The following is an 11,729-nucleotide window of genomic DNA, read 5'->3' on the forward strand; positions in this document are numbered from 1 at the left end:
GGCGGCTGCGCCGTCGCGCTCGCGACCGACGCCGATGCCGCTGCCGAGCTCGCCGCGCGGCTCCGCCGCTCCGGCGCGACCGCCGCGTGGGTCACGACCGCGGAGCCCCCGGCATCCCGCGCCACGGCCGGGTCGAGCCCGGAGGGCATCCAGAGCCGGGAGGGCACCGCATGACCGTCGCCACCGCCGTCGCGCATCCGAACATCGCCCTCGTGAAGTACTGGGGCAAGCGCGACGCCGACCTGAACCTGCCCGCCACCGGCAGCCTGTCGATGACGCTCGACGTGTTCCCGACCCGCACGACGGTCGCCCTCGACCCGGCGCTCGACGGCGACGCGTTCACGCTCGACGGCCGCGCGGCCACCGGCATCCCGCTCGACCGCGTCACGCGCTTCCTCGACGTCGTGCGCGCGCTGGCCGGCGTCGAGACCCGCGCGCGCGTGACCTCCGCCGGCACCGTGCCCGAGGCTGCGGGCCTCGCGTCGTCGGCCGCGGGCTTCGCGGCGCTCGCCGGCGCCGCCTCGGCGGCCTACGGTCTCGACCTCGATGAGCGCGCCCTCACGCGGCTCGCCCGGCGCGGCTCGGGATCGGCGTCGCGCTCGGTGATCCCCGGCTTCGCGGTGTGGCACGCCGGCGACACCGACGAGGAGTCGTTCGCCGAGTCCGTCGACGCTCCCGCGCTCGCGATGGTCATCGCGATCGTGGATGCCGGCGAGAAGCCCGTCTCGAGCCGTGCCGCGATGCGGCGCACCGTGCTCACCTCCCCCTTCTACCCGGCGTGGGTGACCTCGACCGACGAGAGCCTGCGGTCGGCGCTCGCCGCGTGCCGCGACGGCGACGTCGACCGCCTCGGCCGCATCGCCGAGACCAATGCGCTGCGCATGCACGCGCTGATCCAGTCCTGCGACCCGCCCATCCGCTACCTCGCGCCGACGAGCCTCGCCGTGCTCGACCGCGTCGAGGCGCTCCGCGCCCGCGGCGTCGGGGCGTACGCGACCGCGGACGCGGGCCCGAACGTCGTCGTGGTCTGCCGTCCCGCGGACGCCGCCGAGGTCCGGGACGCCCTCGCCGACCTCGCCGAGATCGTCGTCGCCCACCCGGGGCCGGGACTGCGCATCGAGCCGGGGGCCGTGGCGTGACGGCATCCCGACCCATCGTCGCCCGCGCGCCGGGCAAGCTCTTCGTCGCCGGCGAGTACGCCGTCGTCACGCCCGGCGAGCCGGCCGTGCTCGTCGCCGTCGACCGCTACCTGACCACGCGGTTGACCGAGAGCACGGATGCCGGCAGCATCCACTCGCCGGAGTACGGCCAGATCCCGCTCACCTGGACCCGTAGCGGCGACGGCGTGCTGATCGATCGCGAGCACCACCCGTACGACTACGTGCTGGCGACGATCCAGGTCGCCGAGCGCCTGCGCGCCGAGCTGGGGCTCGCGCCGAGGTTCTTCGACCTGCGCATCGACAGCGGGCTCGACGACGTCACCGGCCGCAAGTTCGGCCTCGGCTCGTCGGCCGCCGTCACCGTCGCCACCGTCCGCGCGATCGACGAGTTCTACGGCTTCGGGCTCGACCGCGTCGAGCTGTTCAAGCTCGCCCTCCTCGCGACGATCGCGGTGTCGCCCGCCGCGTCGGGCGGCGACGTGGCCGCGAGCACGTTCGGCGGCTGGATCGGCTACCGCTCGCCCGACCGCGAACGGCTGCGCGCGCGGTCGGCGACGAGCCCGATCGCCGCGCTGATCCGCTCGGACGACGCGTGGGAGGGACTGGAGATCGTGCGCCTCCCGCCGCCGGACGGACTGCGCCTGCTCGTCGGCTGGACCGGGTCGCCCGCGTCGACCGAGCGGCTCGTCGACGAGATCGCCCGTCACGCGCGCTCCGGCGACGTCGACCTCCCCGCGTTCCTGCTCGACTCCCGCGCGTACGTGTCGGAGCTGTGGCAGGCGCTCCGCGCGGGCGACGACGCGAGCACGATGGCCGCGATCCGCCGCGGCCGCCGGCTCCTCCTGCGCCTCGGCCGCCAGGCGGGCGTCGCGATCGAGACCGAGCGGCTCGCCGCGCTGTGCGACAGCGCCGAGTCCGCGGGCGCGGCCGGCAAGCCGTCGGGCGCCGGCGGCGGCGACTGCGGCATCGTGCTCGCCCCGCGCGACGCCGACGTCGCGGGCCTCCTGCGCACCTGGGAGGCCCACGACATCCGCCACCTCACGATCTCGGTGCATCCCTCGGAGGGAGCCGTCGATGTCCGCTGACCGCAAGGACGACCACGTGCGCCTCGTCGCCGAGCAGCGGGCCGGCGGCCCGCGCAGCAACGGCTTCGACGACGTCGGGTTCGTCCATCACGCGCTCGCCGGCATCGACGCCGACCGGGTCGACCTCGGCGTCGAGGTCGCCGGCGCCCGCTGGGCGCTCCCGTTCTACCTCAACGCCATGACGGGCGGCAGCACCGCGACCGGGCTCATCAACCGCGACCTCGCGATCGCCGCGCGCGAGACCGGGCTCGCGATCGCGTCGGGGTCGGTGAGCGCGGCGCTCGACGACCCGGCCCTCGCGCCCACCTTCCGCGTCATCCGCGACGAGAACCCCGACGGCTTCGTGTTCGCGAACGTCGGCGTCGAGCGCTCCCCCGACGACGCCCGCCGCGCCGTCGCCCTGCTCGAGGCCGACGCGCTGCAGGTGCACCTGAACGCCGTGCAGGAGACGGTCATGCCCGAGGGCAGCCGCGCGTTCTCGTCGTGGCCGCGCTCGCTCGAGGCCATCGTCGAGGCCGCCGAGGTGCCCGTGGTCGTCAAGGAGGTCGGCTTCGGGCTCAGCCCGCGCACCCTGTCGCGCCTGCGCGACCTCGGCGTCGCGTACGCCGACGTCTCGGGCTCGGGCGGCACCGACTTCGCGCGCGTCGAGAACGCGCGCCGCGCCGCGGGCGAGTACGCGTTCCTCGCCGGATGGGGTCAGTCGACGGTCGAGTGCCTGCTCGACGCGCCCGCCGACGCGCCGGTGCTGCTGGCGTCCGGCGGCGTGCGCACGCCCCTCGACGTCGTCCGCGCCCTCGCGCTCGGTGCGCGGGCCGTGGGCGTGTCGGGGGCGTTCCTGCAGGTCGTCCTCGACGACGGCGCCGAGGGCCTCGTCGCCCTCGTCCGCTCGTGGACCGCCCAGGCCCGCGCGCTGCTGGCGCTCCTCGGCGCGGCATCGCCCGGAGACCTCGCCGACACCGACCTCGTCGTCCGCGGCGCGACGGCCGAGTACGGCCGGCTGCGCGGCATCGACCTCGGCGCGCTGTCGCGCCGCTCCGAGACCCCAGAGAGCAGGAGTTCCCGTGGCCGCTGACGTGACCCCCGTCCCGACCCGCTGGGTCGGTCCCCTCCGCCTCAGCGGCGACGTGACCGGCGAGCAGAAGGTGCCGCTGGCCACCTACGAGACGCCGCTGTGGCCGTCGGTCGGCCGCGGCGCCCGGCTGTCGCGCCTCGTCGACGACGGCATCCGCGTCACCGTCGTCGACGAGCGGATGACGCGCTCGTCGCTGTTCATCGCGCAGACGGCGGCGGATGCCGCGGCCGCCGCCCGCGCGATCGCCGCGCGGTTCGACGAGCTCGCCGCGACGGTGTCGGCCCGCAGCCGCCACGCGCGCCTCATCGACGTGCACACCGAGATCGTCGGCAACCTGCTGTTCGTCCGCTTCGCCCTCACCACGGGCGACGCCTCCGGCCACAACATGGCGACCCTGGCCGCCGAGGCGCTCATGGAGCTCGTGCTGGCGTGGCATCCGGAGCTCGACTACGGCTCGATCTCGGGCAACTACTGCTCCGACAAGAAGGCCACCGCGGTCAACGGCATCCTCGGCCGCGGCCGCAACGTCGTCGCCGAGATCCTCGTGCCCGAGCACCTCGTGCACGACCAGCTGCGCTCGACCGCCGCGCGCATCGTCGACCTCAACGTCCGCAAGAACCTCGTCGGCTCCACGATCGCGGGCGCCCTGCGCTCGGCGAACGCGCACTACGCCAACATGCTGCTCGCGTTCTATCTCGCGACGGGGCAGGATGCCGCGAACATCGTCGAGGGCTCGCAGGGCATCAGCTACGCCGAGGTGCGCGGCGACGGCGACCTCTACTTCTCGTGCACGCTCCCGAACCTCATCGTCGGCACCGTCGGCAACGGCAAGGACCTGCCGTTCGTCGACGCCGTGCTCGAACAGCTCGGATGCCGCGCCGAGACCGAGCCGGGCGCGAACGCGCGACGGCTCGCCGCCCTCATCGCCGCGACCGTGCTGTGCGGCGAGCTGTCGCTGCTGGCGGCCCAGACCAACCAAGGAGAGCTCATGACCTCGCACCTGCTGCTCGAGCGCCGGACGGCGGCCGGACGATGAGCGCGCGCGTCGGCATCCACGACCTCGCCGTCGCGACCGCGGCGCACGTCCTCGACCTCGGCGACCTCGCGACCGCCGCCGGGATCGACCCGGCGAAGTACCGCGTCGGGCTCGGGCAGGAGCAGATGAGCGTGCCCGGCCCCGACGAGGACGTCGTGACGATGGCCGCGGCCGCGGCCGCCCCGATCCTCGCGCGGCACGGCGCCGACGGCATCCGCACCCTCTTCTTCGCGACCGAGTCGGGCATCGACCAGTCGAAGGCGGCGGGCGTGTTCGTGCACCGGCTGCTCGGCCTTCCGGCGTCGTGCCGCGTCGTCGAGCTGAAGCAGGCGTGCTATTCGGCCACTGCGGCGCTGCAGGCGGCGGCCGACATGGTCGCGCGGCGACCGGAGGACCGCGTGCTCGTCATCGCGAGCGACATCGCCCGGTACGACCTCGACTCCGCCGCCGAGGCGACGCAGGGCGCGGGTGCCGTCGCGATGCTCGTCGCCGCCGACCCCGCGATCGCCGAGGTCGAGGCCGCGGCCGGCGTCTTCACGGCCGACGTCGACGACTTCTGGCGCCCGAACGACAGCGCCACCGCGGTCGTCGACGGCAAGCTCTCGATCGGCGCCTACCTCGACGGGATGATCGGCGCGTGGGACGACTACCGCGCGCGCGGCGGCGTCGCGATCGACGCGATCGACCGGTTCTGCCACCACCAGCCGTTCACGAAGATGGCCGTGAAGGCCCACCGGCGGCTCGGCGAGCATGTCGGCGTCGACCTGGGCGCCGAGTCGATGGCCGCGTCGACCGGCTACAACCGTCGCATCGGCAACTCGTACACCGCGTCGCTGTACCTGGCGCTCGCGGCCCTGCTCGACACCGACGACGACCTCGCCGGCCGCCGCGTCGGCATGTTCAGCTACGGGTCCGGGAGCGTGAGCGAGCTGTTCACGCTCGTCGTGGCGGAGGGCTACCGCGCGCACACGCGCGGCGCCGAGACCGAGGCGCTGCTCGCCGCGCGCACCCCCGTCGACGTCGCTCGCTACCGCGAGCTGCACGCCGCGGCCGCGAGCCTCGGCAGCCACGACGACGCCGAGGTCGCGCAGGAGTCGGCGGGTCCCTTCCACTTCACCGGCATCGCCGGGCGCGCGCGCCAGTACCGCCGCGCCTGACGGCGTGCTCGTCATCCCACGCGCGTGACGACGGATGCCGGGCCTCCGGGCGCCGTGAGCCGGTCGGCCACACCGCGGATGAGCGTCTGCAGCGCGGCGCTCGCGCGCGCGGGCACCATGTCCGACCTCCGGGCGATGCTCACGGTGCGCGCGAGCGCCGCGTCGGCCAGGGGCGCTGCGCGCAGCGCCGGGTGGAGCGCGGCGACCATCGCGGGCACGACGGCCACACCGATGCCCCGCTCGGCGAAGCGCAGCGCGGCATCCATCTCGGCCCCCTCGACGACGACGAGCGGCGTGAGGTCGGCCGCGCGGAACGCGGCGTCCATCGCGACGCGCAGGTCGTAGCTCTCCGGGAAGACCACCTGGGGCGTGCGGGCCAGCTCGTGCAGCTCCACCGGCGCACCGTCCGCGGCGCGCGGGAACGGGTCGTCGGCCGACGCCGCCGACACCACCACGAGGCGCTCGCTGAGGATCGGCTCGAGGTCGAGCACGGCGCGCGCCTCGCCCGACGAGACGCTCGTGACGATGAGCGCGAGATCGAGCGCGCCCTCCATGAGGGCGTCGATGAGCGTCCGCGACCCGCGCTCGAGGATCTCGATGTCGATGCCCGGGTACTGCGCGTGGAACTCGGCGAGCACGTCGGCGACGAGGCTCGTGCACAGCGTCGGCGTCGCGCCGAGGCGGATCCGGCCGCGGCGGAGCCCGGCGAGCTCGGCCAGCTCGGTGCGCGCCGTGTCGGCGTCGGCGAGCATGCGCCGCGCGAGCGGAAGCAGCCGCTCGCCCGCCTGCGTGAGCACGACGTTGCCGCGGATGCGGTGGAACAGCGGAGCGCCGAGCTCGGTCTCGAGCGTCGAGATCTGCCGGCTCAGCGTCGGCTGTGCGATGTGCAGACGCTCGGCCGCTCGCGTGAAGTGGCCGGTCTCGGCGATCTCGACGACGCCGCGGAGCTGCTCCAGATTCACGTTTCATAGCATATCCGCATCGTCACGCTGCAAAGTATTCATTGGAGTAATCGTGAACGGCTTCCTACCGTGGATGGCATGCACATCGAACGACTGCTCTCGACCTCCGTCCTCGTGATCGGCACCGGCGGCGCGGGCCTGCGCGCCGCGATCGAGCTCGCCGAGCGGGGCGTCCAGGTGCTCGCCGTCGGCAAGCGTCGCAAGCACGACGCCCACACGACCCTCGCCGCCGGCGGCATCAACGCCGCCCTCGCCACGATGGACCCCGAGGACAGCTGGCAGCAGCACGCGGCCGACACGCTGCGCGAGTCGTACTTCCTGGCCGACCCCGCCATCGTCGAGACGGTCACGCGCAACGCCGCGCGCGGCATCGAGGACCTCGAGCGCTGGGGCATGCCCTTCGCCCGCGAGGCCGACGGGCGCATCAGCCAGCGCTTCTTCGGCGCCCACAGATACCGTCGCACGGCGTACGCGGGCGACTACACCGGCCTGGAGATCCAGCGCACCCTCCTGCGCCGCGCCCGCGAGCTCGAGGTCCCCATCGTCGACACGATCTACATCACGCGGCTCCTCGCCAAGGGCGGGCGCATCTTCGGCGCCTACGGCTTCGACGTCGTCGACGGCACGCCCGTGATCATCCACGCGGATGCCGTGATCCTCGCCGCCGGCGGACACAACCGCATCTGGCGCAACACGTCGTCGCGTCGCGACGAGAACACCGGCGACTCGTTCCGCCTCGCGGCTCTCGTCGGCGGTCGCATCCGTGACGCCGAGCTCGTGCAGTTCCATCCCTCCGGCATCCTGGAGCCGGCCGACGCCGCCGGCACGCTCGTGTCGGAGGCGGCCCGCGGTGAGGGCGGCATCCTCCGCAACGCCCTCGGGGAGCGCTTCATGGAGCGCTACGACCCCGAGCGCATGGAGCTGTCGACGCGCGACCGCGTGGCGCTCGCGAGCTACACCGAGATCGCCGAGGGTCGCGGCACCGCGAACGGCGGCGTGTACCTCGACGTCTCGCACCTGCCGCGCGAGACGATCTTCGCGAAGCTCCCCCGCGTCTACCGCACGCTCATCGACCTGCAGATGCTCGACATCACGACGCAGCCCATCGAGATCGCGCCCACCGCGCACTACTCGATGGGCGGCGTGTGGGTGCGCGCCGACGACCACGGCACCGGCGTCGACGGACTCTACGCGATCGGCGAGGCGTCCAGCGGCCTGCACGGCGCGAACCGGCTCGGCGGCAACTCGCTCATCGAGCTGCTCGTCTACGGCCGCATCACGGGGGCCGAGGCCGCGGAGTACGCGTCGAGCCTCTCACACGTGACGCGCTCGCCCGAGGCGATCGCCGAGGCACGGGCCGAGATGCAGCACCTGCTGGAGGGCAAGGGCACCGAGACGCCGCGCCTGCTGCAGCGGGCCCTGCGCGACCTCATGACCGAGCACGCCGGCGTCGTGCGCAGCGAGGCGGGACTGCGGGCGGGGCTCGACAAGCTCGCCGAGCTCGAGGAGCGCGCGGCCGACCTGGGCGTGCACCCCGACATCGCCGGCTTCGACGACCTGGCGCACGCGTTCGACCTGTACGGGTCGCTCCTGGCCGCCCGTGCGACGCTCGAGTGCGCGATCGAGCGGCGCGAGACGCGCGGCTGCCACAACCGCTCGGACTTCCCCGCGCAGGACGACGCCCTGCGCGGCAGCTTCGTGTGGACGCCCGACGGCGGCGTCGTGTTCGAGCCCGTCGCGGACGCTCCGGACTCGTTCCGCGACCTCGCCCACGCGGCGATCGACTCCTCGGTCGAGGGCAAGCTCGTGGAGTAGCCGCGACGCAGGCCGCGCCGGCACCTGGTGCCGGCCGGAGGTCGATATGGTGAACCCGATCGACCGGCGAGGCGACCACGCTCCGCGGTCTCCGCGCGGTCATCGATCCGAGGATCAGCGACCGGGAGAGGACGGCAGACGATGGACAGGGCCAGGCCGCTCACACGGCTCCTCCCGGGCGCGGCCGCGTGAGCGGTCCCGACGGCTCCGCCGGCGCCGTCCCGCCCACCGAGACCGAGCTGCGCGCGCTGCTGACCGGCATCGCGTCGTCGCTCGTCGCGTGCGGTCTGCCGGTCGACGAGGTCGAGGAGGACGTCCAGCGCGTGGCGATCCGCTTCGGAGCGGCCGACCCGCAGGTCGTCGCCACTCCGACGAGCGTCACCGTCGCGCTCGCGCGCGGCGCGGCCGCGGCCGTCGAGCGCGTCGGGCCGCCGCTGCGGCTCGAACAGGTGGCCGACGTCACCCTCGCGCGGCACCAGCTGCTCGCCGACGAGCTGCCGTGGCGCGAGGTCCGAGCGCGGCTCGAGGGTCTGCGCACGGCGCCCTCCCGCGTGCCGCCGTGGATCCGCGACCTCAGCTGGGTCGTCGTCGCGATGGGCATCACGCTGCTCATGCAGCCCGGCTGGGCGAACCTGGCCGTCGCGGGCGCCGCGGCGCTCCTCGTCGTCGGCCTCATCCGCGTCTCGCGGCACAGTCGCACGACGGCATCGCTCCTTCCCGCGATCGCGGCCTTCGCGGTGTGCACCGTGGTCCTCCTCGCGGCGCAGGCGGGTTGGATCGACGGCGGGGCTCTCCGCACCGTGTTCCCGGCCATCGCGATCCTCCTGCCCGGCGGCCTGCTGTTCACCGGCATCTCCGAGCTCATCGCGAGCCAGATGGTCGCCGGCACGGCCCGCCTCGCGTTCGCCGTCATGCAGCTGGCGATGGCGGCATCCGGGATCCTCATCGCCGTCCAGCTCGTGCATCCCGATCCCGCCCTGCTCGTCAACGCCCGGATCGACCAGCTCGGACTCGTCGCGCCCCTCCTCGGCGTGGTCCTGATCGGCGGCGGGATCGTGCTCAACGAGGCCGTCGACATCCGGATGCTGCCGTGGATCCTGCTCGTGCTCGCGACGACCGTCGCCGCCCAGATCCTCGGGCAGCTCTGGGCTCCCGGCACCGGCGTCGGCACGTTCCTCGGCGCGACCGCGGCCGTCGTCGGGTCGCGGGTCGTCGCCGTGCTGCGTCCGCGCCTGTCACGTCTCGTCGTGTTCCTGCCGTCGTTCTGGGTGCTGGTGCCGGGGAGCCTGGGACTCCTCACCGTCAGTCAGGTCGAGCTGTCGCCCGAGCAGGCCGTGCAGACCGGCGGCGAGGTGCTCACGGCGATCGCGGCGATCATGGTCGGGCTGATCTTCGGGTCGGCGTTCGCGCGCGCGGCCTCGGCCGCGCTGCGGCGCGTGCGTCTCCGGCGCAAGGACTCCCGACACGACCCGGGTCGGGTCGCTGCTCGCCGGCCGGCTCACGACTGAGCAGCAGAGCCACCGCGGAGCGAGTGACCGGATGCGCGGGTCCGCGCGAACGGACCTCCTGCTCAGTCGATCAGATCCGACAGCTCCAGCCAGCGCTCTTCGAGGGCGGCGACCTCGTCGGTCACGGCATCGCGCTTCGCCTGCAGATCCAGGATGCGCGCGAAGTCGTCGTGCGCGTCGACGAACTGGGCGTCGAGCGCGTCGAGGTCCTTCTGCAGCCGCTCCAGGCGGCGGTCGATCGACGAGACCTCCTTCTGCGCGGCGCGACGGTCGGCGCCGGAGAGGGATGCCGTCGCAGACGGGGCTGACGCGGAGCCCGGCGCGGACGTCGAGGCCGCGGCCGTGGCATCCCGCTGCTGGTGCGCGCGCAGCTTCAGGTACTCGTCCACCCCGCCGGGCAGGTGCCGCAGACGCCCGTCCAGGATCGCGTACTGCTGATCCGTCACCCGCTCCAGGAAGTAGCGGTCGTGGCTCACGACCAGGAGCGTCCCCGGCCACGAGTCCAGGAGGTCTTCCAGCGCTGCGAGCATGTCGGTGTCGAGGTCGTTCGTGGGCTCGTCGAGGATCAGCACGTTGGGCTGGTCGAGGAGGATCAGGAGCAGCTGCAGGCGGCGCCTCTGGCCGCCGGAGAGGTCCTTCACCGGCGTGGAGAGCTGCGCGCTCGCGAACCCGAGCCGCTCCAGCAGCTGACCGGGGGTCAGCTCCTGCGCCTTCGACCCGCTGCCGAACACGTACGTCGTCCGCAGCCGCGCGACCACGACGCGCACCGGGTCGTCGAGGTGCTCCTCCAGCTCGTCGAGGCGCTGCGTCAGCGTCGCGACCTGCACGGTCTTGCCGCGCTTGACGCGCCCCGCGGTCGGCGCGACCGAGCCGTCGACGAGACCCAGCAGCGTCGACTTCCCCGCGCCGTTGACACCCAGGATGCCGGTGCGCTCCCCCGGTGCGATCCGCCACTCCACCCGGTGCAGCACCTCGCGTCCGTCGTAGGCGACCGACGCGTCGAGGAGGTCGACGACGTCCTTGCCGAGCCGCGAGACGGCGAGCGACTGCAGCTCGGTCTTGTCGCGGATCTCGGGCACGTCCTCGATGAGCGCGTTCGCCGCCTCGATGCGGAACCTCGGCTTCGACGTGCGCGCGGGCGCGCCGCGGCGCAGCCACGCGAGCTCCTTGCGCGCGAGGTTCTGCCGGCGCTGCTCGATCGCCGCCGCCTGGCGGTCGCGCTCGACGCGCTGCAGGATGTACGCCGCATAGCCGCCCTCGAACGGCTCGACGATGCGGTCGTGCACCTCCCACGTGCGCGTGCAGACCTCGTCGAGCAGCCATCGGTCGTGCGTCACGACCAGCAGCCCGCCCGCGGTCGGCGCCCAGCGCCGCTTCAGATGCTGCGCGAGCCACGTGATCGCCTCGACGTCGAGGTGGTTCGTCGGCTCGTCGAGGGCGAGCACGTCGTGGTCGCCGGCGAGCAGGCGCGCGAGGGCCACGCGACGGCGCTGCCCGCCCGAGAGGGTGCCGATCGCGGCATCCCACGACACGTCGCCGAGGAGGCCCGCGATCACGTCGCGCACGCGCGCGTCGCCGGCCCACACGTGCTCCGGCGTCTCGCCGACGACGGCGTGGCCGACCGTGTCGGCGTCGTCGAGGGTGTCGCCCTGGTCGAGCACCCCGATGCGGACGCCGCCGCGGACCGTGACCCGGCCGGCATCGGGCTCGACCCGGCCCGCGAGCATCGCGAGCAGACTCGACTTGCCGTCGCCGTTGCGGCCGACGATGCCGATGCGGTCGCCCTCGTTCACGCCCAGCGAGACGGAGTCGAACACGACCTTGGTCGGGTACTCGAGATGGAGGGTCTCGGCCCCCAGAAGATGCGCCATGTCCGCTCCAGCGTAGGCGACGACCGGCGCGTGCGACGATCCCGCACCCGAGCGCGATCGGCG

9 protein-coding genes are annotated in these 11,729 nt (G+C 73.9%); 7 read left to right on the forward strand and 2 right to left on the reverse strand.

What is annotated here, in order from left to right; genetic code table 11:
• The first annotated feature begins 170 nt into the window (after window positions 1-170).
• From mvaD to WML84_RS08465, 5 genes are read left to right on the forward strand one after another with little or no spacing between them, the layout of a single operon-like run.
• Window positions 171-1,139, forward strand: a complete 969-nt coding sequence (gene mvaD, locus WML84_RS08445; RefSeq protein ID WP_347345702.1) for a diphosphomevalonate decarboxylase — start codon at window positions 171-173, stop codon at window positions 1,137-1,139.
• A complete protein-coding gene (locus tag WML84_RS08450) occupies window positions 1,136-2,245 on the forward strand; it encodes a phosphomevalonate kinase (protein WP_347345703.1) in 1,110 nt (369 codons plus the stop codon). The genes mvaD and WML84_RS08450 overlap by 4 nt, the downstream gene beginning before the upstream one ends.
• Window positions 2,235-3,317, forward strand: coding sequence for a type 2 isopentenyl-diphosphate Delta-isomerase (gene fni / locus WML84_RS08455; RefSeq protein WP_347345704.1), 1,083 nt, complete (start codon window positions 2,235-2,237; stop codon window positions 3,315-3,317). Before WML84_RS08450 ends, fni begins: the two co-directional genes overlap by 11 nt.
• Window positions 3,307-4,353: a hydroxymethylglutaryl-CoA reductase gene (locus WML84_RS08460; RefSeq protein ID WP_347345705.1), complete on the forward strand. Its 1,047-nt coding sequence runs from the start codon at window positions 3,307-3,309 to the stop codon at window positions 4,351-4,353. Before fni ends, WML84_RS08460 begins: the two co-directional genes overlap by 11 nt.
• Window positions 4,350-5,510, forward strand: coding sequence for a hydroxymethylglutaryl-CoA synthase (locus WML84_RS08465; protein WP_347345706.1), 1,161 nt, complete (start codon window positions 4,350-4,352; stop codon window positions 5,508-5,510). Before WML84_RS08460 ends, WML84_RS08465 begins: the two co-directional genes overlap by 4 nt.
• An 11-nt stretch (window positions 5,511-5,521) precedes the next feature.
• Here WML84_RS08465 and WML84_RS08470 read toward each other — a convergent pair whose 3' ends face one another.
• Window positions 5,522-6,472, reverse strand: coding sequence for a LysR substrate-binding domain-containing protein (locus WML84_RS08470; protein ID WP_347345707.1), 951 nt, complete (start codon window positions 6,470-6,472; stop codon window positions 5,522-5,524).
• Between the two features lie 78 nt (window positions 6,473-6,550).
• Here WML84_RS08470 and WML84_RS08475 point away from each other — a divergent pair, with 78 nt between their 5' ends.
• Window positions 6,551-8,287: an FAD-dependent oxidoreductase gene (locus WML84_RS08475; RefSeq protein ID WP_347345708.1), complete on the forward strand. Its 1,737-nt coding sequence runs from the start codon at window positions 6,551-6,553 to the stop codon at window positions 8,285-8,287.
• 188 nt (window positions 8,288-8,475) lie between these two features.
• Window positions 8,476-9,795 (forward strand): threonine/serine exporter family protein, encoded by a 1,320-nt coding sequence (locus WML84_RS08480; protein ID WP_347345709.1) that lies wholly within the window; start codon window positions 8,476-8,478, stop codon window positions 9,793-9,795.
• A gap of 62 nt (window positions 9,796-9,857) precedes the next feature.
• On the opposite strand, the gene WML84_RS08485 is transcribed toward WML84_RS08480, so the two are convergent.
• Window positions 9,858-11,666, reverse strand: a complete 1,809-nt coding sequence (locus tag WML84_RS08485) for an ABC-F family ATP-binding cassette domain-containing protein (RefSeq protein ID WP_347345710.1) — start codon at window positions 11,664-11,666, stop codon at window positions 9,858-9,860.
• Window positions 11,667-11,729 lie beyond the last annotated feature (63 nt).

The sequence above is a fragment of the Microbacterium sp. genome (assembly GCF_039812165.1).
Classification (GTDB): Bacteria; Actinomycetota; Actinomycetes; order Actinomycetales; family Microbacteriaceae; genus Microbacterium.